Source organism: Pseudomonas brassicacearum (assembly GCF_003732265.1).
Lineage (GTDB): Bacteria > Pseudomonadota > Gammaproteobacteria > Pseudomonadales > Pseudomonadaceae > Aquipseudomonas > Aquipseudomonas brassicacearum_D.
Genome location: NZ_MOBK01000001.1, coordinates 459,709 through 486,693 on the forward strand (window position 1 = coordinate 459,709; position 26,985 = coordinate 486,693).

The 26,985-nt window shown below is 62.2% G+C and carries 24 protein-coding genes; 11 read left to right on the top strand and 13 right to left on the bottom strand.

The genetic code is table 11. The annotated features are described in order from the left end of the window. The first annotated feature begins 36 nt into the window (after window positions 1-36). Complete coding sequence (locus tag BK660_RS02185) at window positions 37-1,182, top strand: sterol desaturase/SRPBCC family protein (protein WP_123431870.1); 1,146 nt, start codon at window positions 37-39, stop codon at window positions 1,180-1,182. After that, window positions 1,179-2,270 (top strand): SMP-30/gluconolactonase/LRE family protein, encoded by a 1,092-nt coding sequence (locus BK660_RS02190; protein WP_185044933.1) that lies wholly within the window; start codon window positions 1,179-1,181, stop codon window positions 2,268-2,270. The genes BK660_RS02185 and BK660_RS02190 overlap by 4 nt, the downstream gene beginning before the upstream one ends. A gap of 116 nt (window positions 2,271-2,386) precedes the next feature. Here BK660_RS02190 and BK660_RS32530 read toward each other — a convergent pair whose 3' ends face one another. After that, window positions 2,387-2,551 (bottom strand): hypothetical protein, encoded by a 165-nt coding sequence (locus BK660_RS32530; protein ID WP_185044935.1) that lies wholly within the window; start codon window positions 2,549-2,551, stop codon window positions 2,387-2,389. A gap of 108 nt (window positions 2,552-2,659) precedes the next feature. Continuing rightward, window positions 2,660-2,902 carry a DUF465 domain-containing protein gene (locus tag BK660_RS02200; RefSeq protein ID WP_027923752.1) on the bottom strand — a complete coding sequence of 81 codons (243 nt, stop codon included), beginning with the start codon at window positions 2,900-2,902 and terminating at the stop codon, window positions 2,660-2,662. A 218-nt stretch (window positions 2,903-3,120) separates the two neighbouring features. Here BK660_RS02200 and BK660_RS02205 point away from each other — a divergent pair, with 218 nt between their 5' ends. The 7 genes from BK660_RS02205 (at window position 3,121) to BK660_RS02235 (ending at window position 9,301) form a co-directional block, all read left to right on the top strand. Continuing rightward, window positions 3,121-3,642, top strand: coding sequence for a DUF4142 domain-containing protein (locus tag BK660_RS02205; protein WP_123431871.1), 522 nt, complete (start codon window positions 3,121-3,123; stop codon window positions 3,640-3,642). 231 nt (window positions 3,643-3,873) lie between these two features. Beyond that, the gene (locus BK660_RS02210; protein ID WP_123431872.1) at window positions 3,874-4,725 is read left to right on the top strand and encodes an STAS domain-containing protein; all 852 of its coding nucleotides are present in this window, start codon (window positions 3,874-3,876) and stop codon (window positions 4,723-4,725) included. 4 nt (window positions 4,726-4,729) lie between these two features. Then, window positions 4,730-5,092 carry an STAS domain-containing protein gene (locus BK660_RS02215; RefSeq protein WP_123431873.1) on the top strand — a complete coding sequence of 121 codons (363 nt, stop codon included), beginning with the start codon at window positions 4,730-4,732 and terminating at the stop codon, window positions 5,090-5,092. After that, a complete protein-coding gene (locus BK660_RS02220) occupies window positions 5,089-5,493 on the top strand; it encodes an anti-sigma regulatory factor (protein ID WP_123431874.1) in 405 nt (134 codons plus the stop codon). The genes BK660_RS02215 and BK660_RS02220 overlap by 4 nt, the downstream gene beginning before the upstream one ends. After that, the gene (locus BK660_RS02225; protein WP_123432520.1) at window positions 5,490-6,500 is read left to right on the top strand and encodes an ATP-binding protein; all 1,011 of its coding nucleotides are present in this window, start codon (window positions 5,490-5,492) and stop codon (window positions 6,498-6,500) included. The genes BK660_RS02220 and BK660_RS02225 overlap by 4 nt, the downstream gene beginning before the upstream one ends. Continuing rightward, the gene (locus tag BK660_RS02230) at window positions 6,493-7,368 is read left to right on the top strand and encodes a sensor histidine kinase (protein WP_123431875.1); all 876 of its coding nucleotides are present in this window, start codon (window positions 6,493-6,495) and stop codon (window positions 7,366-7,368) included. The genes BK660_RS02225 and BK660_RS02230 overlap by 8 nt, the downstream gene beginning before the upstream one ends. Beyond that, entirely contained in the window at window positions 7,358-9,301 is a 1,944-nt protein-coding gene (locus BK660_RS02235) for a response regulator (RefSeq protein WP_123431876.1), read from the top strand. Before BK660_RS02230 ends, BK660_RS02235 begins: the two co-directional genes overlap by 11 nt. Window positions 9,302-9,406: 105 nt before the next feature. On the opposite strand, the gene uvrA is transcribed toward BK660_RS02235, so the two are convergent. The 7 genes from uvrA to BK660_RS02270 form a co-directional block, all read right to left on the bottom strand. Continuing rightward, window positions 9,407-12,043, bottom strand: a complete 2,637-nt coding sequence (gene uvrA / locus BK660_RS02240; protein WP_123431877.1) for an excinuclease ABC subunit UvrA — start codon at window positions 12,041-12,043, stop codon at window positions 9,407-9,409. Window positions 12,044-12,185: 142 nt separating this feature from the next. Then, on the bottom strand, window positions 12,186-14,297 hold the full coding sequence (locus BK660_RS02245) for a hybrid sensor histidine kinase/response regulator (protein WP_123431878.1): 2,112 nt from the start codon (window positions 14,295-14,297) through the stop codon (window positions 12,186-12,188). Window positions 14,298-14,571: 274 nt separating this feature from the next. Continuing rightward, window positions 14,572-17,670, bottom strand: a complete 3,099-nt coding sequence (locus tag BK660_RS02250) for an error-prone DNA polymerase (RefSeq protein ID WP_404942928.1) — start codon at window positions 17,668-17,670, stop codon at window positions 14,572-14,574. After that, the gene (locus tag BK660_RS02255; protein WP_123431880.1) at window positions 17,646-19,061 is read right to left on the bottom strand and encodes a Y-family DNA polymerase; all 1,416 of its coding nucleotides are present in this window, start codon (window positions 19,059-19,061) and stop codon (window positions 17,646-17,648) included. Before BK660_RS02255 ends, BK660_RS02250 begins: the two co-directional genes overlap by 25 nt. A 7-nt stretch (window positions 19,062-19,068) precedes the next feature. Further along, window positions 19,069-19,686: a translesion DNA synthesis-associated protein ImuA gene (gene imuA, locus BK660_RS02260; RefSeq protein WP_007946470.1), complete on the bottom strand. Its 618-nt coding sequence runs from the start codon at window positions 19,684-19,686 to the stop codon at window positions 19,069-19,071. Further along, window positions 19,686-20,303, bottom strand: a complete 618-nt coding sequence (gene lexA / locus BK660_RS02265; protein ID WP_123431881.1) for a transcriptional repressor LexA — start codon at window positions 20,301-20,303, stop codon at window positions 19,686-19,688. The genes imuA and lexA overlap by 1 nt, the downstream gene beginning before the upstream one ends. A gap of 38 nt (window positions 20,304-20,341) precedes the next feature. Next, entirely contained in the window at window positions 20,342-21,259 is a 918-nt protein-coding gene (locus BK660_RS02270; protein ID WP_123431882.1) for a LysR family transcriptional regulator, read from the bottom strand. Window positions 21,260-21,362: 103 nt separating this feature from the next. Here BK660_RS02270 and BK660_RS02275 point away from each other — a divergent pair, with 103 nt between their 5' ends. Together BK660_RS02275 and BK660_RS02280 are read left to right on the top strand one after the other, a co-directional pair. Then, a complete protein-coding gene (locus tag BK660_RS02275; RefSeq protein WP_123431883.1) occupies window positions 21,363-23,105 on the top strand; it encodes an amidohydrolase in 1,743 nt (580 codons plus the stop codon). A 109-nt stretch (window positions 23,106-23,214) separates the two neighbouring features. Beyond that, on the top strand, window positions 23,215-23,952 hold the full coding sequence (locus tag BK660_RS02280; RefSeq protein ID WP_123431884.1) for a TorF family putative porin: 738 nt from the start codon (window positions 23,215-23,217) through the stop codon (window positions 23,950-23,952). A gap of 106 nt (window positions 23,953-24,058) precedes the next feature. On the opposite strand, the gene BK660_RS02285 is transcribed toward BK660_RS02280, so the two are convergent. Genes BK660_RS02285 through BK660_RS02300 form a run of 4 tightly spaced genes read right to left on the bottom strand, consistent with a single transcriptional unit; the run spans window position 24,059 to window position 26,938 of the window. After that, complete coding sequence (locus tag BK660_RS02285; protein WP_123431885.1) at window positions 24,059-24,352, bottom strand: DUF971 domain-containing protein; 294 nt, start codon at window positions 24,350-24,352, stop codon at window positions 24,059-24,061. Beyond that, window positions 24,349-25,311: a HEAT repeat domain-containing protein gene (locus tag BK660_RS02290; RefSeq protein WP_123431886.1), complete on the bottom strand. Its 963-nt coding sequence runs from the start codon at window positions 25,309-25,311 to the stop codon at window positions 24,349-24,351. The genes BK660_RS02285 and BK660_RS02290 overlap by 4 nt, the downstream gene beginning before the upstream one ends. Next, window positions 25,308-26,156 (bottom strand): ABC transporter ATP-binding protein, encoded by an 849-nt coding sequence (locus tag BK660_RS02295; RefSeq protein ID WP_123431887.1) that lies wholly within the window; start codon window positions 26,154-26,156, stop codon window positions 25,308-25,310. Before BK660_RS02295 ends, BK660_RS02290 begins: the two co-directional genes overlap by 4 nt. After that, a complete protein-coding gene (locus tag BK660_RS02300) occupies window positions 26,156-26,938 on the bottom strand; it encodes an ABC transporter permease (RefSeq protein ID WP_123431888.1) in 783 nt (260 codons plus the stop codon). Before BK660_RS02300 ends, BK660_RS02295 begins: the two co-directional genes overlap by 1 nt. Window positions 26,939-26,985 lie beyond the last annotated feature (47 nt).

A 26,985-nucleotide genomic window follows, 5' to 3' on the forward strand; every position in this document is an offset into this window, starting at 1 on the left:
ATCTGCTGGTTATAACAATAAGCAGAGGTGAACGCAGTGAGGCAGACCACCCAAGACTTCCGCAGCCGCTATCGCGCCGCTATACACCCCCTCTACAACCCCTGGCTGCACGGCGCGTTTGTGCTGGTTTTCGGGGTGCTGGCCATTGGTGGATTCTGGAGCACCGTGCATCAGGTCACCCCGCTGGAATGGCTGGCGGTGCCGATCACGCTGCTGTTTTTCAACTTCGGCGTGTACAAGGTGCATCGAGAGCTGGGGCATCACAAAAAGAGCTTCGCGCGGATGTTCTACGCCCGCCACGCCGGCGACCATCACAGCTTTTTCGCCCCCGGCCACATGACCTACGACAGCGCCCGGGACTGGCGGGTGATTCTGTTTCCAGCCTGGTTGATCGTGGTGCATACCGTGGTCATTACCCTGCCCCTGTGGTGGGTGCTGGGTCGCTTCGATACCAACGTCGCCGGCTTGTTTGGCGGCTGTCTGGTGCTCGGCTACCTGACCTATGAAGTGTTTCATGCCTGCGAACACTTGCCGCCCGACAACCCGATCACACGGTTGCCATGGATTCGCCAGATGCGCCTCCTGCATGAGCTCCATCACCGCCGCGAGTTGATGCAGGAACGTAACTTCAACATCGTGTTTCCGCTGATGGATTACCTGTTCGGCACCCTGTACTGGGAACCGGAACATGACCCCTTGCCCTTGACGAGAACGCCCATGACCCGCATGCAGCACCAGATCGTAATCGCTGGAACCCCGATTGACGTGCTGGCCTACGCGAGCACCGTCACCCGTTGGCCGGAGTGGCATCCGTCGTCCCTCAAGATCGACGGCCAGGCCGGGCCGCTGCACGCCGGCTCGCGGTTCGAGGAGGACATCCGGGCCGGCGGGCGCGACGGGCACTTGAGCTGGGAGGTCAACGAATACCTGCCGGGGCGCCGTTGGAGTGCCCAGGCGCGGGGCGATCACGGGTTGTCGCTGGTGGTGACTTACGAATGCGCGGCCGAGGGCGACGGCACGCAATTTATCCGCACGCTGGAGTATCAATTCGCGGGGATTGCGATGCGCATCGCCAATCAGCTGTTACTCAAGCGGCGCATCGAGCGGGAATCCGCCGAATCGATGCTGGCCTTGCGCGAGATGGCGCAAAAACAACTGACATCTGCCGGAGCCCATGTGTGAGAAGACTCATCAAGTTCCGGCATCTGGTGTTACTGCTCTTGATTGCCCTGTGTGCCTTCCTGTTGCTGTTCCCGACCAAAGTTCGCCCGGTGGCATGGAACCCGCCGCCGGCGCCCTCCCTCACCAGCGGCGTCTACGCAGACAATGAACGCCTCAAAGGCGTGGAGCGTGTCGGCCCGGCTGACATCGAGGGACCGGAAGCCCTGCTGCTGGAGAGCGACACACTGATCACTGGCCTGCATGACGGCCGGTTGATTCGCACCAGCCTCGACGGCAAACAAACCAAAGTACTGGCCGATACCGGCGGCAGACCGTTGGGCCTGGCGCGTCACCCTAATGGCTTGCTGGTCGTCGCGGACGGGGTCAAAGGGCTGCTATCGCTGGATGCCCAGGGTCAGTTGATTCCTTTGAGCACCACGGCGGGCGGCGTGCCTTTTGGTTTTACCGATGACGTGGCCATCGACAAGGCCGGGCATTTCGCCTATTTCAGCGATGCTTCCAGCCGTTGGGGATACGGCAAGGATGGCGAGGCGATCATCGAACATGGCGGCGACGGCCGTTTATTGCGCTATGACTTTCAGACCGGCAAGACCGATGTGTTGCTGGACAAGCTCGAGTTTGCCAACGGCGTGACGCTGGGGCCGGACGACGCCTTTGTGCTGGTCAACGAAACCGGCGCTTACCGAATCAGCCGCTTCTGGCTGACCGGGCCGAAAGCCGGCACGCACGACCTGTTTATCGACAACTTGCCGGGGCTGCCGGACAACCTCTCGTTCAACGGCCGCGACCGGTTCTGGGTCGCGCTCTATTCACCGCGCAACGGCTTGCTCGACCGCACGGCACCGCACCCGTTCGTGCGCAAGATGATTGTCCGGGCGCTGAAGGTGCTGCCCAAACCGGTGGAGAACCGGGCTTTTGCCATCGGGCTGGATGTGGACGGCAAGGTGATTGCCAATCTGCAGGACGGCAGCAGCGGTAGTTATTCGCCGATCACGACGGTGCGCGAGTACGGGGACTGGCTGTATTTCGGGTCGCTGAAGGCGAAAAACATGGCCCGTTTACCACTCGCCACCGCCCTTCAGAAATAACATAGATCGAATGTGGGAGCGGGCTTGCTCGCGAAGGCGGTGTGTCAGTCGCCATCAATGTTGAATGACACGACGCCTTCGCGAGCAAGCCCGCTCCTACAGGGGATTTGTGTGGGTTATTCGGGATCTGGGTCGTCAGCCTTTTCTTCACGCTCGCGCAAAGGGTCATCATCCTCGACATCTGGATGGGTCGTGATGTGGTTCGGGCTCAACGGCTCGGGATGAGTCGGGATCGGGTCGTACCCGCCCTGCTCTTCACTCGGGAATCTGGGATTGGACATATGGCACCTCTCAGTGAGTCGTTAACGAAGACTCATGACATTCGAGGTGCCGGGTTTGATGCCGTTCCACTTTTCAGTCACCGGTCGTCGGTGACTCGGTACGACGCGTCAGGACGATGCCTGCAATTGCTGGACGATCTTGTCCTTGACCAATAAGCGATGTTCCTTGAGCTTCTTCAACTGGTCATCACTGGGCGCGTCGGATTTCGCGGTCTCGGCCTTCACCACTTCAGCGTCCGCCTGGGAATATTTGTTGATCAGCGAATCCAATAACGGATCCTTGGTGCGTCTTTGCTGGATCTCTTCCTTTGATACCTTCAAGTCCTGATACAGGTCATGGTTCACCGGCATGGAACACCTCCGTTTGATGATCGGTAGCAAACGCGATCGATTGCGTTCACCAACTATCAGAATGGCCTTGGTTTACGCGTTCTGTCGACCACCTGTCAGACCAGCGGTGTCCGTTCGTCGTCCTGTCGCAAATGCGATAAAACCTTTGCCCGGGCGCCAGCCTCCACTGAGTAACGATCCACCGGATCGCCTACCCAAACCTGTGTGGAGAATGACCAATGGACGGATTCACCCTGCGCCACCTCGCCCTGGCCGTCGCCTTGTGCAGCAGCATGGGCACGGCATTTGCCGCCACCTCCAATGATTTCGTCGACAAGGCAACCGCCGGCGGCATTGCCGAGATCGAAACCAGCCGCCTGGCGCTGGAAAAAAGCGCTTCGGCCGACGTCAAGGCGTTTGCCAACATGATGATCACCGATCATTCCAAGGCCAACGATGAACTGGCGGCCCTGGCGAAAAAGAACGACATCGAGGTGCCGGACTCGACGACGCTGGTCAAGCAGGCCAAGGAGAAAATTCTCGACATGCGCGATGAGTCCTTCGACGCGGCGTACGCCAACAACCAGGTGAAAGCCCACGAAGACACCATCGAGTTGTTCAAGAAAGAAGCCAACACCGTGACGGACGACAAGGTTAAAGGCGCCACCGCATTGAAAGGTTTCGCGCAACAAATGCTGCCTGCCTTGGAAAAACACTTGGCAATGGCGAAAAAACTCCAGGCAGCTCATCCGGATAAGTAAATACACGGAAAAGACCGCAGATGCGGTCTTTTTTTTGCCTTTGGAACACCCTGAAACCAGTCAAAAAATCGCCACCTGAAGCAGTGCCGTCTAGAGTTACCGGGCAACTCACCGCCGTAACGATAAAAACCTGCGCAAAACGAACAACTATTTCATTCGGCAAAGGTCACTGCTTTCACGCCGGTCGTTTTTCACAGGGAATCGGCAAAGACTCATTAGGAGCGTTAGGAAATGGCAGCACTGCAAATCAGCACACTCGATGCGATGAAAAACAATCAGGCACAACTGCTCGCCGATTGGATCAAGGGACTGGAAGCCAATGGCGCTGCCCGTAACCTGAAAGAACAGGACCTCAAGCAACAAACCGCCGAATTTCTGCATCTGGTGGTCAGCGGGCTGGAAAAGGGCAACGGGCAGAATGTCGCCGCGCCGGGTTGGGACGAGGCGCGTCAGTACCTCGAAAAACTCTCCCACAGCCGCGCCCTGCTCGGCCAGGACTCGCACCAGACCGCCAGCTTCATCTTCTCGCTCAAAGGCCCGCTGTTCGGCCTGCTGCAAAGCCACTACAAAGACAACCCGGCGGTGCTCGCCGAGCAACTCTGGGAAGTCTCCGAGCTGCTCGATGCCTTGGGCATGCACACCATCCGCACCTTCCAGAAATCCCGCGAAGCAGTAATCAAGCGTCAGCAGGAAGAACTGCTGGAGCTGTCCACCCCGGTGGTCAAGCTGTGGGACGGCGTTCTGGCGCTGCCGATGATTGGCACCCTGGATTCGCAACGCACTCAGGTCGTGATGGAATCGCTGCTGCAACGGATCGTCGACACCGGTTCGGAAATCGCCATCATCGACATCACCGGCGTGCCGACCGTCGATACCCTGGTGGCTCAGCATCTGCTCAAAACCGTGACCGCCATTCGCCTGATGGGTGCCGACTGCATCATCAGCGGCGTGCGTCCGCAGATCGCCCAGACCATCGTGCACCTAGGCCTGGACCTGCAAGGCGTGGTGACCAAGGCCAACCTGGCCGATGCCCTGAAACTGGCCCTGACCCGCCTGGGAATCACCGTCAGCAAGACGGTATAAGCCCATGGACAGAATTCCGATTCTGCAGATGGGCGACTTTCTGCTGGTGACCATCCAGGTCGACATGCACGACCAACTCGCCCTGACGCTTCAGGACGACTTGTCCGAGCGGATCAGCCGGACGTCGGCGCGTGGCGTGTTGATCGATATTTCCGCACTGGACATGGTCGATTCGTTCATCGGCCGGATGATCGGGACCATTTCCGGCCTGTCGAAAATCATGGACGCTGAAACCGTGCTGGTGGGCATGCAACCGGCCGTGGCGATCACCTTGGTCGAACTGGGCCTGACCCTGCCCGGCGTCAGCACGGCGTTGAACGTCGAGCGCGGCATGAAATTGCTGCAGGCACGAGTGCGCGAGCAATGACCCCGCGCAGCAGCGGCACTCATCCGATTCACATCGAGCAGGACGTGGTCCTGGCCCGGCAGCTGGCGCGCAAGCTCGCTACCGAGTGCGGCATGCGCCTGATCGATTTGACCAAAATGGTGACCGCCGTCAGCGAGCTGGCGCGTAACACCATGGTCTACGGCGGCGGTGGCGACATGGATTGGCAGATCATCGACGAAAACTCGCGGGTCGGTCTGCGCCTGACCTTCCGCGACGAAGGCCCGGGCATTCCTGACATCAAACTGGCGATGACCGACGGCTGGACCTCCGGCAGCGGCCTCGGGCTGGGCCTGACCGGGGCCAAACGGCTGGTCGATGAGTTCGAACTGGACACCGCGCCCGGCCAGGGCACTCGCATAACGATCACCCGATGGACATGAACATTGCAGGCACCCTGACCGACGTCCTGCTGATCGAAGACAGCAGCCAGATCGGGTATGCGCGGCGCACCGCGCAAAAGCTCGCCGAAACAATCGGCTTTGACACCACCGATGCCGGGCGTGTCGCGCTGGTGGCGACCGAACTGGCGAGCAACGTGCTCAAGCACGCGCAACGGGGCGAATTGCACCTGCGGACCCTGCCCTTTAAAGACGGTCACGGGATCGAGATGCTGGCGGTGGATCGCGCACAAGGCTTTGATGTGCACGCGTGCCTGACGGACGGTTTTTCCACCGGCGGCACTCAGGGCATTGGCTTGGGTGCCGTGTCGCGGCAGACCGACGTATTCGATGTGTACGCCGATTCAAGGGGCGCCGTGCTGTTGGCCCGTTTGTATCCGCGCACCCACAAGGTCGTGGACTTGCGATTGGGCGTCAGCCAGCATTCACTGGCCAACGACCCGGCGTGCGGCGATGTCTGGCATTTGGCGATTGACGGAGCGAACCTCAGCGCCCTGATCATTGATGGCCTGGGCCATGGCGAAGAAGCCGAGCGCGCTGCCCGCGCCGGTGAAAAAGCCTTCGCCCATGCGCCGTTCGCCTCGCCGGTACTGCTGCTCGAAGACATGCACCACGCCATGATCGGCTCCCGCGGTGGAGCGTTGGCTTTTGCGCAGTTCGACGCGCAGCGCGACAAACTGACCTTCACCGGCATCGGTAACATTGGTGCCAGCCTGATCGCGGCAGACAAGTCCCGAGGCCTGGCGTCCCATCCTGGCATCGTTGGCGGCCAGTACCGAAAAGCCCAACCCTTTGACTATGCTCACGTGAATGGACATCTACTGATCATGTACAGCGACGGCTTGCAGTCCCGATGGAACTTGCACGACTACCCTGGCCTGGTGCACCGGCACCCCGCCGTGATAGCCGCGGTCCTGCACCGCGATTTCTGTCGCGGCCGGGACGATGTGACGGTATTGGTCGTCGCGCTGGAGGCCGCCCATGGCTGAGTCACCCACCCTCACCCCCGAGGATCCTTCGGCGCTGATCGAACGCTTGCAAAGTGAAACCGCCGCTCTGCGCGAGGAGCTCGATGAAACCAATCAGGGCGTGCTCGCGCTGTACGCCGAGCTCGACACCCAGGCCGAAGAATTGCGTCAGGCCTCGGACCTTAAAAGCCGTTTCCTGTCGTACATGAGCCACGAATTTCGCACGCCGCTGGGCTCGATCCTGAGCATTGCCAGCCTGTTGAGCGATGAACTCGATGGCCCTCTTAGCCCCGAGCAACACAAACAGGTCACCTTCGTCAGCACCGCTGCGCGGGAGTTGAGCGACATGGTCGACGACCTGCTCGACCTGGCGAAAATCGAGGCCGGACGCATCAGCATTTCACCGGCCTGGTTCGACATGTTCGACTTGTTCGCCGCCCTGCGCGGCATGTTTCGCCCGATTGTCGACGCCAGCGCCGTGGACCTGATCTTCGAGGAGCCGGTGGGTTTGCCGCGCCTGTACACCGATGACAAGAAGCTCGCGCAGATTTTGCGCAACTTCATTTCCAATTCGCTGAAGTTCACCACGCGTGGTGAGGTGCGGGTGTCGGCCCGGCTCGAAGGCAGCAGTCATGTGCGCTTCGCCGTCAGCGACACCGGAATTGGTATCGCTGCCGAGCTACATGGCGCATTGTTCGAGGACTTCTCCCAAGTCGATTCGCCCTTGCAAAAGCGCTTGCGCGGCACCGGGCTGGGATTGTCGTTGTGCAAACGCTTCGCCGCGTTGCTGGGCGGCGAAGTCGGGGTCGAGAGTACGCCGGGGGTCGGTTCGACCTTCTTCGTGATCATCCCGCTGGCCATCGCCATGGAGCCTGCCGATGAAACGTGACATCCGCCTGCTGATCGTCGACGACAACGTTGCGACGCGCTACGCCCTGCGCCGGCGCCTGGAGTCACACGGTTACCGGGTGCTGGAGGCCGGGACCGGCGGTGATGGCCTGGCGCTCATCGACAGCGAAGCCATCGACGCGCTGATTCTGGACGTCAACCTGCCGGACATGAGCGGTTTCGACATCGTACGCAAGCTGCGCACCGAAGCTGCCACCGCGCTGCTGCCGGTGATTCACGTATCGGCCGCCTCGATCCAGACCGGCGACATCATCACTGGCCTTGATGCCGGGGCCGATGCCTACCTGATTCATCCCGTGGACCCGGACGTGTTGCTGGCCACCCTGCGTACCTTGCTGCGGGTGCGCGACACCGAAAACGCCCTGCGTGAAAGCGAGGCGCGGTTCCGCGAGATCTTCGTCAATGTGTCGGCGCCCATCGCGGTGCTGGACGCGGATTTCAACATACACGAGTGCAACCACGCCTTTGCCCGGCTGATTCAGGACAATGTCCACCCGGATACGCTGAGTGAATGCTTCGCCGAGGACCAGGAAGCAGTGATCGAGGAACTGCGCCTGCGTCTGATCGCGGGCGAGCGCTGGAAAGGCATTTTGAACATGCGCGTGGAAGGCGAATTGCGCGAAACCGAGTGGCAGATTTCGCCGTATCGCACACCGGGCCTGAGCCTGGTGTTCGTCGAAGACGTCACCGAACACCGCCATCGCGAACGCTCACACCTGGCCCGACTCGACGACGCCACTTCGCAACTGGAACGTGAAATCGCCGAACGCGTGCGCACCGAAGCCCAATTGCTGCAAGTGCAGAAAATGGACGCGTTGGGCAAATTGACCGGCGGCATCGCCCACGATTTCAACAACCTGCTGACCGGTATCATCACCAGCCTGGAACTGATCCAGAAACGCGTCGCCGACTCACGCACCGACAAGGTTGCCTTGTATGCCGATGCGGCGTTGAACTCGGCCATGAGCGCCGCCGCCCTGACCCATCGCCTGCTGGCTTTCGCCCGTCAGCAACCGCTGGACACGCGGCCGGTGGACATCAACGAACACATCCGCTCCCTCGAAGAGTTGCTGGTCCGCACCATCGGCGAACACATTGCGCTGAAACTCGAGCTGACCTCCAAAGCCGCGACTGCACTGGTCGACCCGATCCAGCTGGAAAGCGCCGTGCTCAACCTGGTGATCAACGCCCGCGATGCGTTGCCGCAAGGCGGGAACATCTGGGTCAGCACGTATGCGGCGTATTCCCACGGTGACCTGAAACTGGCGGACGGCGCCTATGTCGCATTGTCGGTTCGTGATGACGGGACCGGCATCGAGCACAATGTGATCGACAAGGTGTTCGACCCGTTTTTCACCACCAAGCCGCTGGGCCAGGGCACCGGTCTCGGGCTGTCGAGTATTTACGGTTTCGCCCGGCAATCAGGGGGCGATGCGCACATCCGCAGCGTGGCCCGACGCGGCACCGAAGTGACCATCATGCTGCCCGCCAGTTCGGACCCGACCACGGCTGCCGTTGTCTCGGAAGCGGTGGATCAGCAAGGCTCGGGGGAGCATGTGCTGATTGTCGAGGACATGCCTTCGGTGCGCATGTTCGTCGCCGAGGTGCTGGCGGACGCGGGTTATCGCTGCACTCAGGCGGGCGATATCGAAGCGGCCCTGGAGCGCCTGCAGAACGATCCGTCGATCGATCTGATGCTGACGGACGTAGGCCTGCCGCGTATGAACGGCCGGGAACTGGCGGATATAGCGCGAGGGTGGCGCGAGGGATTGCCGATCCTGTTCATGACCGGTTACGCCGAGAATGCCATCAACCGCCAAGTGTTTCTCGGGGATCGAATGGAGATGCTGATCAAGCCGTTCCAGATCAGTGAACTGCTGGACAAGGTCAGACGCACACTCGGTTACGCCTGACAGACCGCCTTCGCGAGCAAGCCCGCTCCCACATTTGACTTGTGAACGACACAGATCAAATGTGGGAGCGGGCTTGCTCGCGAAGAGGCCAGCTAGATCACCACATCAACCCCTGCCAAGCACCCGCGCCAAAAACGGCGCAGTCCTGCTCTTCTTGCTTTTGGCCACGGTCTGCGGCGTGCCGGCCACGACGATTTTACCGCCCTGATCCCCCGCCCCCGGTCCGATGTCGATCACCCAGTCACTCTGCGCCACCACGCGCATTTCATGCTCGACCACGATCACCGTGTGCCCCGCCACCACCAGCGTATTCAACTGCTCCAGCAACCGATCCACATCTCGTGGATGCAAACCGGTCGTGGGCTCATCGAGCACATACAACGTCGCCCCACGCTGATTGCGTTGCAGCTCGGTCGCCAATTTGATCCGCTGCGCTTCACCGCCCGACAATTCGGTCGCCGGCTGCCCCAGGCGCAAATACCCCAACCCAATATCGCGCAACACCTCCAGCGAGCGGCGAATGCCCGGCTGCTCGGCGAACACCTCGACCGCTTCATCCACCGTCAACTGCAACACCTGGGCGATGTTCAACCCTTCCCAGGTAATCGCCAGCGTCTCGGGGTTGTAGCGAGCGCCGTGGCACGTCGGGCATGGCGCGTAGACGCTGGGCATGAACAACAATTCGACGCTGACAAAGCCTTCACCTTCGCACGTCGCGCAGCGGCCCTTGGCGACGTTGAAGGAAAACTGGCCGGCGTCGTAGCCTTCGGCCTGCGCCTCGGGTGTGGCCGCGTACAGCTTGCGCACGTTGTCGAACAGCCCGGTGTAGGTCGCCAGATTGGAGCGCGGCGTACGGCCGATGGGTTTCTGATCAACTTGCACCAAACGCTTGATCGACTCCAGCCCCGCCGTGACCTGGCCGCCACTGACCTGCGGTGCATCGTCCTCAAGGCTCAACGCCTCGGCTTCATTGTCGTTGGCGGTCCGACCTAAATGCGCGCCGACCAGTTCCAGCAAGGCCTGACTGACCAGACTCGATTTACCGGAACCGGAGACCCCCGTCACGGCAGTAAAACAGCCCAGCGGAAACTCGACGCTGAGGTTGTTCAGGTTGTTGCGGGTGATGCCTTCCAGTCTCAGCCAATCCGTAGCCTTGCGGCTGGCACGGGGTTCGGCGACCTGTTCAGCGAACAGATAGGCGCGGGTCTGTGAGTTCGTCACGGCGGCCAACCCTGGCGGCGGGCCGCTGTAGAGGATCTGGCCGCCGTTCTCGCCCGCCGCCGGGCCGACATCGATCAACCAGTCAGCGCGGCGCATGGTTTCCAGATCATGCTCAACCACAAACAGCGTATTGCCGGCGGCTTTCAGGCGTTGCAGTGCTTCAAACAACGCCTCGCCGTCCGCTGGATGCAGGCCGGCCGAAGGCTCATCCAGGACGTAGATCACCCCGAACAATTGCGAGCCCAATTGCGTCGCCAATCGCAAGCGCTGTAACTCGCCGGACGACAACGTCGGCGTGCTGCGTTCCAGTGCCAGGTAACCGAGGCCCAGGTCCGTCAGGGTGCTGACCCGTTCGAGCAGATCCTGGGCGATGCGTTGCGCAGCCAGGCGTTTCTCTACCGACAGATTCGGCGTGTGCCGCACGTCCGGCGCGTTGGCGTGCCCGCTGGCACCGTGGGCAACCCGCGCTTCCCGGGCCTCGCGGGTTTGCCGGTGGGTCAACACCTCGCCCGCCTCATCGGCCTGTTCCAGGTAACTGTGCGCCGCCACCGGTTTCAGCACGGCGGCCACTTGCAGCAACGGCATCTGCGATAGCTCACCGATGTCGTACCCCGCGAACGTCACCGACAGCGCCTCGCGCTTTAGTCGTTTGCCGTCACACAACGGGCACGGGCTGCCGAGCATGAATTGCGAAACGCGCTTCTTCATCAGCGCACTTTGCGAGTGGGTGAAGGTGTGCAGGATGTAACGGCGGGCGCCGGTGAACGTGCCCTGATAGCTCGGTTCCATTTTGCGTTTGAGCGCGACGCGGGTTTCTTCCGGGGTGAGCCCGGCATACACCGGTACCGTCGGTGTTTCTTCGGTGAAGAGGATCCAGTCGCGCTGCTTTTTCGGCAGCTCGCGCCACGGGACATCGACGTCGTAGCCCATGGTCACGAGGATGTCGCGCAGGTTCTGCCCTTGCCAGGCCGTAGGCCAGGAAGCGACCGCACGCTGGCGGATGGTCAGGCTCGGGTCGGGGACCATCAGCGCTTCGGTGACGTCGTAAACCCGGCCCAACCCATGACACTCCGGGCATGCACCTTGCGGGGTGTTGGGCGAGAAGTCTTCGGCATACAGCATCGCCTGCCCCGGCGGATAACTGCCGGCCCGGGAATAGAGCATGCGGATCAGGCTCGACAGCGTCGTCACACTGCCCACCGAAGACCGAGTGCTCGGCGTGCCCCGCTGTTGTTGCAAGGCCACGGCCGGCGGCAGGCCTTCGATGGAATCGACATCCGGCACGCCGACCTGGTCGATCAGCCGCCGCGCATACGGCGCCACGGATTCGAAATAGCGGCGCTGCGCTTCAGCGTAGAGGGTCGAGAACGCCAGCGAAGACTTGCCCGAACCGGAGACACCGGTGAACACCACCAGCGCATCGCGGGGGATGTCGACGTCGATGTTCTTGAGGTTGTGTTCCCGGGCGCCGCGTACCCTGACCATGCCGGAGGGAGGGTTGGACGTGCGCTTGGATGTCATCGGAAACCCTTAATGAAATAACTGAATAAACACCGACCCAATGTGGGAGCGGGCTTGCTCGCGAAGGCGGTGTGTCAGGCAATATCAATGTTGAATGTTCGGCCGCTTTCGCGAGCAAGCCCGCTCCCACATTTGGACTGCGTTAACCATTGAGGACCGTACGCACCATGCGGGTCAATGAGTCAGGCCCGTAAGGCTTGCTCAGCAAATGCGTGTCGGGGCTGAGTTGGTGGTTGCGCGAGATAATGTCACGGGTATGTCCCGAGGTGAACAGCACCGCCACCGGAGGATTCTGCACTTTGGCCCACGCGGCCAGGTCCGCACTCTTGATCAGGCCAGGCATGACCACGTCGGTGAAAATCAGCTCCACCGCCGTGCCCTCCAGCAGCATTTGCATCGCCTGGTCGCCGTTGGCCGCCGTCAGCACCTGATAGCCTTCTTCACTCAGCAACTCCACCGCCGAGGCGCGGACCGCTTCGTTGTCTTCGACCACCAGAATCGTTTCATTCCCGCCGCCCTGCTGCGCATCATGCTGCGTGGTTTCACTGGGCGCCGCTCGCAGGCTGCGGGGAAAGTACAACTTCACCCGAGTGCCCAGGCCCTCGATGCTGGAAATCTCGATGTGGCCGCCGCTCTGCTTGACGAAACCGAACACCATGCTCAACCCCAGCCCCGTGCCCTGGCCGTCAGCCTTGGTGGTGAAAAACGGTTCGAACGCCTGCGCAAGCACCTGTGGCGGCATGCCGATACCGGTGTCTGCCACCGCGACACACACGTAGTCGCCGGCCACGATGCCCTTGCCCGCACAAAACTTCGGGTCGAGGGCGATGTGCTCGGCACTCAGGCCAATGGTGCCCTCGCCTTTCATCGCATCACGGGCATTGATCGCCAGGTTGAGAATGGCGTTTTCCAGCTGATTGCGGTCGACGAAGATGTGCCAGGGTTCATCCGGGGCACTCACCTTGATCTGCAGGGTTTCGCCCAGCGCCCGCTGCAACAATTCCGCCAGACCGTCGAAGACCTGCCGTGGATTGCACACCGCTGGCGACAGTGGCTGACGGCGGGCAAACGCAAGCAATTGCGAAGACAATTTGGCGCCACGTTCAACCGCGGCAATCGACGCTTTGACCCGGCGCTGCACGTTGGCGTTGTCCGGTTCGTGCCGCGCCAGCAAATGCAGGTTGCCGGCGATCACCTGCAACAGATTATTGAAGTCATGGGCCACGCCCCCCGTGAGGCCGCCGATGGATTCGAGTTTCTGTGATTGGCGCAGTTGTTCTTCGGCAGCCAGCCGCGCTTCCACTTCATCGGCAACGCGCTGTTCCAGGTTGCGAGTGAACCTGAGCAAGGATTCTTCGGCGGACTTGCGTTCATGGATGTCGATCAATACGCCGGGAAAGCGGAACGGCTCACCCTGTTCATTGAACTCGCAACAGCCACTCGCCTGCACCCACAGGTAAGTACCGTCCGGACGCAGGACCCGATACTCGGCGTTGAATGCTTCGCCGGACTCTACCGATTGGTTGACCTGTTCCTGTACCCAACTGAGGTCGTCGGGGTGGATCTTGGCTTCGGCGACATCTGTCGGCAGGTTGGCCAGGTCCTGATCGGCGGGATAGGAGAAGGTCCGGGCAAAACGCTCGTCGCCGGAGAGCCGGTTGGCCTTGATGTCCCAGACGAACGAGCCGAGCAAGGCACCAGCATTGAGTGCCAGGCGCACCCGTTCATTGTCGGCGCGATAGGCATCTTCGGCGGCCTGACGGCGGCGTTCGGAAATCACGTGTTCGGTGGTCTCGACCACCATCGCCATGACTCCGGCGGGCTTGCCTTCATCATTGGCGACCGGGCTGTAATAGAGATCGAGCCAGACGTCTTCGGGGATGCCGTCGCGCAGCAACACCAGCTCTTTATTGCGATAGGACAAGGTGCCGCCCGCCAGGCAGGTATCGACCACGTTCCGATTGAATTCGGCAACTTCCGGCCAACCCAATTCCACCGGGGAACCCAGCAGGTAAGGATGGCGGCCACCGGCGAATTCGGAATACGCGTCGTTGTAGATCATGTACCCGGCGCGGCCCCAGAGCATCACCATCGGCAGTGGCGAGGCCAGCATCAATTGCACCGTGCTGCACAGGCTCGCGGGCCAGGTGTCGAGGCTGCCCAGTTCAGTCTGGCCCCAGTCGAACGCACGTATACGCCCGGCCATTTCGCCGTTCCAGCCGGCACACCCGTGGCTTTCGTCTAGAAACTGCATTGAGTGGCTCTTAGTCCCTGTAGGTGAACTGGCTCAAGGGGTCGCGATTGTGTGAAGACGGCGCGGCACGTTTGTTTCGAACATCGCCGAGGTCAAATGGTTTCATAGAGGTTAGCTGATTCTTCGGGTCCTCCGCAGCCACCCCGTTCCCATGTAGGAGTGAGCCTGCTCGCGACAGCGGTGTGTCAGTTGGTATGGATGTTTAATGAACCACCGCTATCGCGAGCAGGCTCACTCCTACAGAAGGATCTGCGGCAGCTCACACATTTCGCATTCAACGGAAATCCCGGCTGCGCACGCTGATGCCGTCGAGCAAAGAGCTCAGGTCGCTCAGGCGTCCGGCAATCAGGTGGCGGACCTCGCCTACCTGTTCCCAGCGACCATCGACCTTGAGCAATTGCGAGCCGACCAGCACCTGGCGTTGCCGCTCGGCCAGGTCGCGCCAGACCACTACGTTAACGTTGCCAAACTCGTCTTCCAGGGTCACGAAGGTCACGCCACTGGCGGTGCCCGGCCGTTGCCGCCCCGTCACCAGCCCCGCGACACTGACCGGCCGCCCGTGTTCGACCGTCATCAGTTCTTGCGAACTGCGGCAGCGCCGGGCTTTCAATTCACCGCGCAGCAACGCCAACGGATGCGGGCCGAGGGTGGTGCCGACACTGGCGTAATCAGCTTGCAGGTCTTCGCCGACCGTGGGTTTGGGCAACGACACGACATCCTCTTCCTGACGCGGCAGCCCGGCAAACAAACCGAGTTGCTTTTGCACCCCCGCCACCTCCCAGCGCGCCCGATGCCGGTCACCGGCCAACCCCCGCAATGCACCGGCATCGGCCAGTTGTTCCTGGGCGCGGGCATCCAGTCGCGCACGCTCGCCGAGGTCGGCGATGTCGACAAACACCCCGCGCGAGCGCGCCGCTTCGATACGGCGGGCATCGTCTTCGCGAAAGCCCTTGATCATCCGCAACCCCATGCGAATCGCCGGTTGCCCGACGGTGACCGGCTCGAGGCTGCAATCCCAGTCACTGGCGCGCACGTCCACCGGGCGGATCTGCAAATGATGCCGGCGCGCGTCCTGGAGAATCTGGTCCGGGCTGTAGAACCCCATCGGCCAGCTGTTGATCAGCGCACAGGCAAAAGCCGCCGGTTCGTGGCATTTCAGCCAGCAACTGGCGTAGGTCAGCAAGGCGAAACTGGCGGCGTGGGACTCGGGGAAACCGTAGCTGCCGAAGCCTTTGATCTGCTCGAAGATCTGCGCGGCGAACTCGGCCGTGTAACCGTTTTTCTTCATCCCGGCGGCCAGTCGATCCTTGTGCGGCTCCAGCCCGCCGTGGCGCTTCCAGGCTGCCATGGAACGCCGCAACTGGTCGGCCTCGCCGGGGCTGTAGTCGGCGGCGACGATGGCGATTTGCATGACCTGTTCCTGGAACAGCGGCACGCCCAAGGTGCGCTTGAGCACCGCTTCAAGTTCCGGCGAGGGATAGGTTTCCGGCTCTTCCTTGTTGCGACGGCGCAGGTACGGATGGACCATCCCCCCCTGAATCGGGCCCGGACGGACGATGGCCACCTCAATCACCAGGTCATAGAACTTGCGCGGCTTGAGCCGGGGCAGCATCGACATCTGTGCCCGGGACTCGATCTGGAACACGCCGATGGTGTCGGCATGGCCAATCATGTCGTAGGTGGCCGAATCTTCGGACGGGATCGTCGCCAGGCTCAGGTCAAGGTTGCGGTGGCGACGCAGCAGATCGAAACAGCGGCGTATCGCGCTGAGCATGCCCAAGGCCAGAATATCGACTTTGAGCAGACCGACCGCGTCGAGGTCGTCCTTGTCCCACTGAATGATCGTGCGCTCGGCCATGGCGGCATTTTCCACCGGCACCAGGCTGTCCAGCGGCTGCTCGGAAATCACGAAGCCACCGGGGTGCTGCGACAAGTGTCGAGGGAAGCCGATCAACTGTTGCGTCAGGCTCAAGACCCGGCGCAGAACCGGGCTTTCGGGGTCGAAGCCGCCTTCCAGCAGGCGTTCCACAGGCGGCGCGGTATCACTCCAGTGCCCACAGCAATCGGCCAGCGCATTGATCTGGTCCGGCGGCAAACCCAACGCCTTGGCCACGTCTCGCACCGCGCCGGCCGCGTGGTAAGTGCTGACCACCGCCGTCAACGCCGCACGTGTGCGGCCATAACGCTGGAACACGTACTGCAGGACTTCTTCGCGGCGCTCATGTTCGAAATCGACGTCAATGTCCGGCGGCTCGTTGCGCTCTTTGGAGAGAAAACGTTCGAACAGCAACGTGGTGCGGTCCGGGTCGATTTCCGTGATACCCAAGGCAAAACACACCGCCGAGTTGGCCGCCGAACCCCGGCCCTGACACAGAATGTGCTGGTCACGGGCGAACCGCACAATGTCATGCACCGTCAGGAAATAGCTTTCGTAGCCCAGTTCGGCGATCAGCTGCAGTTCTTTGTCGATCTGCGTCAGCACCGCCGTTTTCGGGCCTTTGGGCCAGCGCCATGCAATGCCTTCATCCGTCAAATGACGTAGCCAGGAGGTGGCTGTCTGGCCTTGCGGGACCAATTCCCGTGGGTACTGATAACGCAACTGGCCAAGATCGAAAGTGCAGCGCCGGGCAATGGCCAGCGTTTCATCGAGCAAGGCTTGTGGGTAGATCGATTGCAAGACCTCCAGGCTGCGCACATGCCGCTCGCCATTGGGGTGAAGGCGCAGCCCGGCTTCGGCCACCGGCAGGTGATGACGGATCGCGGTCATGGTGTCCTGCAAGGCGCGCCGGCCACGGGTGTGCATGTGCACATCGCCGCTGGCCACCGCTGGAATTCGCAATTCCCGGGCCAGGGTCAGCAGCGCCTCCAGGCGCCGGGTATCGTCCTGGCCGCAATGCAACTGGACGCTCAGCCACAGGCGTTCGGCGAAGGCCTGTTGCAGCCAGCGGCCCTGTTCGAAGTCATCGACCGTGTCCGGCACCCACAACACCAACAACCCCGGCATCGGCGCGCTGAAGTCTTCGCGCAGCACCTGATACCGGCCTTTTTGCGTGCGCCGTCGCGCCCGGGTAATCAGCCGGCACAGGGTCTGGTAGCCCTCAAGGTTCTCCACCAGCAGCACCAGTTTCGGGCCGTTCTCGATGCGGATTTCGCTGCCGATGATCAGCGGCAGCTCCACCGATTTGGCCGCTTGCCAGGCGCGGACGATACCGGCCAGGGTGCATTCATCGGTGATCGCCAGCGCCTGATAACCGTGCTTTTTCGCCCGTTGAAAGAGTTCAAGAGCACTGGAGGCCCCGCGCTGGAAGCTGAAGTTCGACAGGCAGTGCAACTCGGCGTAGTCGCTGCTCATGCGAACCAGCCTTGCAGCCACAATGGCCCGCCCTCACCCACCGCCCGATACGCCCAGCCCTGCTGGCCGGAACGGGTTTCGACCAGGTAGTAATCGCGGCGCACGTCGGCGCCGTCCCACCAGCCGGACTCGATGCGCTCCGGGCCCATGAGGATGCGCGTCGAGCCTTCGTGGATCGCCTGCGGTTCCGTCAGCAACCAGCCCGGACGCTGCACACCCGGCAACCCTGCGCACAGTTGACTGTCGACCCGCGCCTGCCACGCGCACTCCGGCCGGTGATCGGCCTGGAAGCGCAAGCCGTGCACCGCCTCATCGCCGAGCCGCGCGCGCAAGCGTTCGCGCAGTTGCTCCCACGGCAAGGATTGCTGCGGGCGGTCGTCGAACAGCTCCTGATACTGCGGGACGAAGCTCGGCAAGTCTTCGGCACACAGCCGAAAACCGCGCACAGGGGCCTCGACCTGAACCTGTTCCAGTCGTCCCCGGGCCAGTTCGAAGAGCATCGCCGGATCGCGCTCGGCGCTGAGCAGGCCGACCTTGATTACCGAGTCCGGCAGACCGGCGTGTTCCAGGTGCAGGTCGAAACGCTGCACGCCGCTGTCCCGGCCGCAGAGAAAGGCCGACAGGTCGCCGGTCAACCGGCGCAGCGGAAACAGCAGCGCCTGATGCGACTGCACGTCGAAATTGAGCTCGATGCGCACGTCGAAACGGTCCGGCGGCAGGTAGAACGCCAGGGCCAACTGCCGCGCCCCCGTCAACGCGTCCAGATGCTTGAGCACCTGGGCTTCGAAGCGCCGGGCCAGACTTTGTCGTGGCAGCGCCTGCACCTGACTCAAGGTGCGCAAACCCATGCGCGACAACGCCGTGGCCACCACAGGCTCCAACGCGATGCGGTCGACGGGCAATTGTCCGAGATGGTATTGCAAGGCGTCGTTGTCCGGCACCACCAGCCCGTCATGCACGTTGGCCAGCACCCGTGCGGCCACCGGGTTGGGCGCCGCGACGATCCGATGGCGAAAACCCAACTCGCCGAGTTCAGCGCGCAACCGTGCCTCGAAGGTTGGCCACGGTCCGAACAAACCCAGGCTGGACTCGATTTCAAACACCACGGCACGCGGGTAATGCACGCTGACCTGGGAGCTGAAGCGATAGGCCCACGCCGCCAGAAACTGCTGCCAGTGTTCGATCTCGGCGGCGTCGTATTCGGCCGTGGCAAAGCCTTTGCTCAAGGCCTGCGCGGCGGTCATCGACTGCCCCGGACGCAAGCCCAGCGCCCGTGCCGACGCGTTGACCGCTTGCAACACCCGGCGCTGCGCCGGGCCGGTCAGCAGCGCCAGCGGCTCATCGGGATCGGGGCGCTGACGCAGCACCGCGTCCAGCGCCAATTGCGGGAAAAGAATACAGACCCAGCGCATGACAACCTCAATGCCCCACGGGGAAGGCAATCGGCGCCGAACGCGCCAGCCCGCCCCGGCACTTGAGCACGCGCAATTGCGCAGGTCTGGCATCGATGGCGATGCGCAGCGCGGCGGGCGAAGGGTTGACGGCTTCATGGATCGAGCGGTAGGCGAACGCCAGGGTCGAGCCGGTTTCCGCCGCCACCTGCAAACGGCGCAACGCCCGGTCATCGGCCTTGTGCGGCCAGCACAGCACCGCACCGCAACTGCCCGAGCGCAGGCATTGTTCCGCGGCCCACAAGGCATCGCGCTCACTGGCCTGGATGATCGACAATTGGCGCAGATCGACCCCGGCGTTCTGCCACGCCTGGGGATACGGCACGTAAGGCGGCGCCACCAGCACGATGCGCTCGCCCGCCGCCGACAACCGCGCCAGTGCCGGCCACACCAGTTGCAACTCGCCGACGCCCTGCCCGGCCAGGAGAATTTCGGTCAGCGCTGCTTCCGGCCAGCCACCGGTGGGCAACGCCGCATCCAGTGCGGCATGCCCGGTGGGTTGCGGGCTGACGGCCGGTGGCGCAGGCCGGCCCTTCCAGACCTGGCCGCCATTGAACAGCGTATCCAGCGCAACGACGGCGCCCATCACCCTTGCCTCACCAGACCGCAGAACACGCCTTCGATGGCGAGGTCCTGACCGGGCTGCACGATGATCGGCTGATACGCCGGGTTGCGCGGCAACAGGCGAACCGTGTCGCCGGCCCGCTCGAAACGCTTGATGGTGACCTCACCGTCCAGTCGCGCCACCACGATCTGGCCATTGACCGCTTCCGGGTTGCGCCGCACGCCCACCAGATCGCCGTCGAGGATGCCGTCCCCGATCATCGAGTCGCCCTGAACCCGCAGCATGTAGTCCGGCACCCGCGAGAAAATCGACGGGTCCAGCAGCAAACGGCTGTGCACCTCGGCATCGGCGCCGATCGGCGCACCGGCCGCGACCCGGCCGAGCACCGGGATGTCCAGCAACTCGGGCCGCGCCGGTTGCCCGAGCAGACGAATGCCGCGGGCCTGATGCGGGTTGACCTCGATGAAACCGGCTTCGGTCAGCGCCAGCACATGCTTGCGCGCCACGCTACGGGAGGCAAAACCAAAGGCCTCGCTGATTTCAGCGAGGCTCGGGGACTGGCCGTGCTCCGCGATTCGGTCGCGGATAAAGGTCAGGATGGCGGTACGGCGGGGAGTTAAAGTGGTCATGGAGTACATTTGTACTCTTTTGGCATTTTCCTGGCAAGGACCGCCAATCAGCTCAAGCCACGGGACGCCAGAAACCCTGCGATGTAATCAATAAACGCCAACACCTTCGCGGTCGCCCGTCGATGGCTTGGGTACACCGCCAGAATGTACGGGCCAAAGCTGTCCGGGTCGATGTCGTAGTCGGCCATCAGCCGCACCAGCCGGCCATCGGCGATGTACGGCGCGGCGCTCCACAACGGGGTGTGCAACAAGCCGCGTCCGGCCAGCGCGTTGGCCAGCAGCAAGTCGTAATTGTCGCTGCGCAACCGCGGATTGGGCGGCTGCGGCAGGCTCAGGCGTTGCCCGTCGCGCTCGACCCACCAGAATTCACGGCTAAGCAGCGGATGGCGGTACAGCAGCCATTCATGATCATCTAGGGTCTGCGGGGTGACCGGCAACCTCTTGCGCGCCAGATAGGCCGGGCTGCCGCACAGCGCCAGGCGATTACTTCCAACCACGCGGGCGATCAGCCCCGGCAAGTCATCATGGCCTTCGCGCAACGCCAGGTCGTAGCCGCTCTCCAGCAGGTTGACGAAGTCGTCGCACAGGTCCACCTGCAGATTGATCTGCGGGTATTGCTCCAGAAAACCGCCACACACCTGATCGAGAAACGCCTGCCCATACGCCAGCGGCGCGGTGATTTTCAGGTTGCCGCGCAGGCCATGCTGCAACTGCTCGATTTCCTCGCCGGCCTCCTCCAGCCGCTGCAACACCTGGCGAGCGGTGTCCAGATAGAGCCGTCCGGATTCGGTCAGCAAAATCCGTCGGGTGCTGCGCTCGAATAACCGGGCGCCCAGTTCGGCTTCCAGGTGGTTGACCGCTTTGGTCAGGGCCGACGGGGTCTTGCCCAACTGCTCGGCGGCGCGGCTGAAGCTGCCCAGTTGCGCCGTCACCACGAACATTTTCAACGCACCCAACTTGTCCATACTTTTTCCATTCCGGCAAAAACGTTTTTCGTGAGGAAGGCGTTCTGCTGCGCACCAGCAGCCACTAATCTGGCCATCAGACGCAATAACAAGGAAACATTCAATGAAAAGATTCATTCCGAATCTCTTGATGGCCGCTGTTAGTTTTGCCTCGATGGAAGCCATGGCAGCCACCGATCTGGTGCTGATCAATGGCAAGATTTTCACCGCCGACCGTGCCCAACCGAAGGCTCAGGCGCTGGCGGTACAGGATGGCAAGGTGCTGCAAGTCGGCAGCGATGCGCAGATCAAGGCCTTGATCACACCCGACACCAAAGTGGTCGACCTCGGTGGTAAAACCTTGATGCCGGGCCTGATCGACACCCATTCCCACGCGATTTTCGGCGGTCTGGAAATGGTTGCGGCCAACATGGAAGACGAGGTGGTCGAACTCGACGAACTGGAAAAACGCCTGCGCGGCTGGCGTGACGATGGCAAGGCCAGGCACGGCGATGTGTTGACCATCGCCGGCATGAGTTCGGTGTATTGGGCCAAGGCCGAAGCACTGGGTAAAAAATTCAGCAGTGGTGAATGGGCCGACGTCCCCGTAGTGTTCACCGGCAGCGACCACCACACGGCCTGGGCCAACGACTTCATGCTCAAGCGCGCCGGGATTGATGCCGCGTTGATCAAGTCATTGCCCGCCGCCGAAGCGGACACCATCGGCAAACGTGCCGATGGTAGCCCTAACGGCTTCCTGGTTGACGCAGGCTGGGACCGAGTGTCCTCGAAAATACCCGTGCCGAGCAGCGCCGACATGCTCAAGGCCGCCCAATCAGCCGTGCGCTACAACAACAGTTTCGGCATCACAGCCTGGATGGACCCCGCCGCCAATGCCGCGCCGGGCGAACCGCTGTTCGCGCTCAAGCCCACGGAAAAAACCGTCGGCGTGCTGCCGGCCTATAAAGCCCTGGCCGAAAGCGGTGGCATGACGGTCCACGTAGCGGCGCTGTTGGTGGCGAATTCAAAAAGTGTACCGGCCGATCTCGATACGCTGGACAAGGTTCGCCAGCAATTTCAGGGCATCCCCAACCTGACCCTGCCTGGGGTCAAGATCTTCGCCGACGGCGTGATCGAATTCCCGGCCCAGAGCGCGGCGATGATCGACCCTTACAACAACTCGCACAAACAGGGCGAATTGCTGATCGATCCGAAGCACTTCGGCGAACTGATCAGCGCCATCGACCAGCGCGGCTGGCTGGTGCACATCCATGCCATCGGCGACCGTGCGGTGCGTGAGTCGCTGAACGGCATCGAACAGGCGCGCAAGGATCGCCAGAGTGGCGTGACGCATTCGATCACCCACTTGCAAATCGTCAACCCGAAAGAGTTTGCGCGGTTCAAACCGCTGAACGTCATCGCCTCGATGCAACTGCTGTGGGCCTCGGCCGACGACTACACCACGGACATGATCAAGCCTTACGTCAGCGCCCTCGCCTTCCGCTATCAATACCCGGCGCATTCGTTGCTCAAACAGGGCGCGACCATCGCGGGCGCCAGTGACTGGCCCGTCTCTTCGCCCAACCCATGGAACGCCATGGCCCAGGCCATCACCCGCGTCGGTCCAATGGGCGTGCTGAACATCAAGGAAGCCGTGGACCGCGAAACGATGTTCTACGCCTACACCGCGAATGCCGCGCGCACCATCGGCCTGGAGAAGCAGATCGGTTCGCTGACCCCTGGCAAGCAAGCTGACTTCATCGTGCTCGACCGCGACGTCTTCACCGTCGACAACAAGGCCCTGAGCGACACACAAGTACTGCAAACCTGGTTTGCCGGGCGCGAAGTCTACGCACCGACCCTCTAATAAAAACCCGCTGTAACCCGCTGCCCGATCCCGCGTTCAACGCTGGGGCTCGGCGCAGCTTTGCCACAAAAAAACTGCCCATAACAATCACAATATCGGGACTGCATTCATGAAAGCTTTCACCCTGTTCGCCCTTGGTTCCTTGAGTCTGCTGCCGTTGAGCAGCCAGGCCATCGTCTTGAACGACGACTTCTCCGTGCTGGTGGACCTGACCCTGGCGAGCGATTACCGCACCCGTGGCATTTCGCAAACGCTCAATGACCCCGCCATGCAAGCCGGTGTAACCCTGGCTCACAGCACGGGTTTATACGTGGGCGCGTGGAGCTCGAACGTCGATTTTGGCGGCGGCCTGAAAACCCGTCAGGAAGTCGATTACTACGGCGGCTGGCTCTGGGAAGCGACCGAGGATGTCAACCTCGACATCGGCTACCTCAAATACACCTACCCAAAAGAAAGCCAGTTCAACCAGAGCGAGGTCTACGGCATTCTCAGCGTCTACGGGGTGAAACTCGGCGCCTATTACTCGGACGATGCACCGGGCATCGACAGCAAGCAGAACTCGCTGTACAGCTATGTCGGGTACGAAACGCGATTGCCTTATGACACCGGCCTGAAACTGCGCTACGGCAACATGGACTTCAAGGACCCGCACCTGTACTCGAACTCGGGCCATGCCGAAGACTCGTACCGCGAATGGGAAGTCAAACTCACCCACGAACTGGCCGGCGTGATGGTGGGCCTGAGCTACATCGACACCGACCTGTCGAAAAGCCAATGCACCAGCAACTGGGGCTACGACGACCTGTGCAGCGCCACGGTGGTGGCGAGCGTCAGCAAGTCTTTCTGACAGACATCGATCAAATGTGGGAGCGGGCTTGCTCGCGAATGCGGTTTCACATTCAACATCAATGTTGACTGACCCGCCGCATTCGCGAGCAAGCCCGCTCCCACATTTAGGTTTCAGTGTTTTCAGGAGTGAGTTGTGCCAGGTAGGGCCACGGGTAGATGCCGCGTTCGTGGCCGTCGCTGAAGATCAGTTGCAGGCCGTAGCCCTGGGCGTTCAATTCGACCACACGGATGCGCGGATCAACCTTCACCGTCAACCCTTGCAGGCGAAACGCCCGGCATTGCGAGCACGGGCACTGTCGCCGCAGTTCAGCATGATCCAGCCGCTGCTCGCGCCCATCCGGCCAGTTCAATCGCAGCTGCTGTTTACCCTGGGAATTACCCACCGCCACCGGGCTCATTGCAGCTGACTCAAGGCAATGCGCACGGCTTTGCGCACTTCCGGGTCGCCGTCGTCTTGCGCGGCCTGCAAGGGGGCAATCGCGCCTTTGTCGTCCAATTCGCCGAGGGCCAGCGCGGCTTCCTTGCGCAGGTTGCTGATGCGGTGGCCGAGGGTGTCGATCAAGGCGTTGAGGGCCGGGACGTAACGTAAGCGACCGAGGCTGCGGGTGGCGCGCAGGCGGACCTGCCAGTAATCGTCACTCAAGGCTTCGACCAGTGCGCTGCCGGCATCAATGTGGCCGACTTTACCCAGCGTGGTCGCGGCTTCTTCGCGCACTTGCCAGGCGCCATCTTGCAAGGCCTGGCGCAGAGCCGGCAGCACTTGGGCGTCGGAGGCCAGACCCAGGGCGCCGGTAGCGGCGCGGCGGACTTCCGTGTCGGGATCGGCGCTGGCCAATCTCGCCAACGCCGGCAATGCATCGAGCTGTTTGAGCCAGCCGAGCACGCCCACCGCTTCGCGACGAACGCTGGCGTCTGCATCCTTCAACGCCTCTAAAGCGGCAGCGGCGGCATCGGGGCAACGCAACTCACGCAATGCCCTGAACGCGGCAATGCGCACGCTGGCTTCGGCATGCCCGGTCCACGGCAGAATCACCCGCCCCGCCGCTGCGCTTTTGAGCAGGCTGAGGCTTTGTGCGGCGGCCGATTGCACGGCCAACGAGGGATCGGTCAGCGCCTGGCACAGCGCTTCGACCACGGGTTCGTCCTCCCAGGCTTCGAGCAAGCGAGCGGCTTCGGCGCGGACTTCTTCGGTCGGATCTTCGGCCAGTCGATTGACCAGCCACAACAAGCCGTCCGGCTCCTCAAGGTCGGCCAATTCGATCAGGGCGATGCGCCGTACGCCGGGATCGTCATCGGTCAGGCGCGGTTGCAGGGCAAGGATGTCGTCGTTATCGGTTACATCGAATAGAGAGGTCATAGGGCAAATCGCGGCAGTTTGTTTTCAGGGGGCAATCCGAGAGGGTTCAGGCGCGGTAGCTGCCGACCATCTTCGTGACGCAGTAATTCGAGGCAATGGCGCTTCAGGCGGGAAAACTCGTGGCTCGTCACCAGCTCGGTGGTGCGTGGCCTCGGGAAGTCGAGGCGCAGGTCTTCGATGATCCGGCCGGGGCGCGAGCTCATCACCAGCAGGCGATCCGCGAGGAACAACGCTTCGTCGATGTCATGGGTGACAAACACCACGGTGGTGCGAATCCGTGTCCAGATGTCCAGCAGCAGTTCCTGCATGTTCAACCGGGTCAACGCGTCGAGGGCGCCGAAGGGTTCGTCCATCAGCAACAGGCGCGGGCGGTTGATCAGCACCCGGGCGATTTCCACCCGTTGCTGCATGCCACCGGAGAGCTGGTCCGGCCAGCGCTCGGCAAAACCTTCGAGGCCCACCAAGGCAAGGATTTCATCGGCGGCTGTATGGCGTTCAGCCTTGCCGATGCCGCGCATCTTCAGGCCGAACGCAACGTTGTCGCGAACGGTTCGCCACGGGAACAACGTGTGGTGCTGGAACACCATGCCGCGCTGCGGCGACGGGCCCGAGACCTTCGCACCATCGACTTTCAGGCTGCCGGAGCGCGGTTGCAGGTGCCCCGCCAGCGCACCGAGCAAGGTCGATTTGCCACAACCGGACGGCCCGAGAATGCACACGAACTGCCCCGCTTCAATCTGGCAATCCAGACCTTGCACGGCTTCAAAAGCGTGTGGGCCTTCACCGAGGACGATGGACAATCGGCGAATATCGATCCGCCCTTCCGGGGTTTGCATCACGCTCATCAGGCTTTTCCTCGTGGTCGGTGCCACGGCGTGAACAGCCCGCCGAGACGTTTGATCAGCAGGCTGCAGCCCATCCCGAGCACACCGATCAGCAACATGCCGACGACGATGTCGGCGTAGTTCTGGATGGTGTAGGACTCCCAGGTGTAATAGCCGATGCCGTACTGGCCGGAGATCATTTCCGCCGTCACCAGGCAAAACCACGAGGTGCCCATGCCAATGGCCAGGCCGGTGATGATGCTCGGCGCGGCGCCCGGCAGGATCACTTCCAGCAGAATCGCCCGGCGCCCTGCCCCAAGGCTTTTGGCCGAGGCGATCAGGCGTGGATCGACGCCTTCGACACCGTGCACGGTGTTGAGCAGAATCGGGAACAACGCGCCGGTGAAGGTGATGAAGACCATCGACAGTTCCGAAGACGGGAACATCAGAATTGCCAAGGGAATCCAGGCCACGGCGGGGATTGGGCGCAGGACTTCCAGTGGTGGTAACAACAAGTCTTCGGCCCATTTCGAGCGGCCGATGGCCAGGCCCAGGGCGATGCCGATGATCAACGCGGCGAGGTAACCGGCGAAGACCCGGCTGAGGCTGCTGCTCAGGTGCTGGGCGAGTTTGCCGGAATCGCCGAGGCCCAATGCGGCGTGGATCACCGCGAGTGGCGTCGGGACGTTGGCGAAGGTGACCAGGCCGAGGTTCCAGTGGTGGCTGGCGGCGAGTTGCCAGAACAGCAGGCAGAGCAGCAATGAAGCGGCCCGGGGAATCCAACGTAAATATGATCCGTACACAATTCTTCCTCTCAACCCTGAACCCTTGTGGGAGCGGGCTTGCTCGC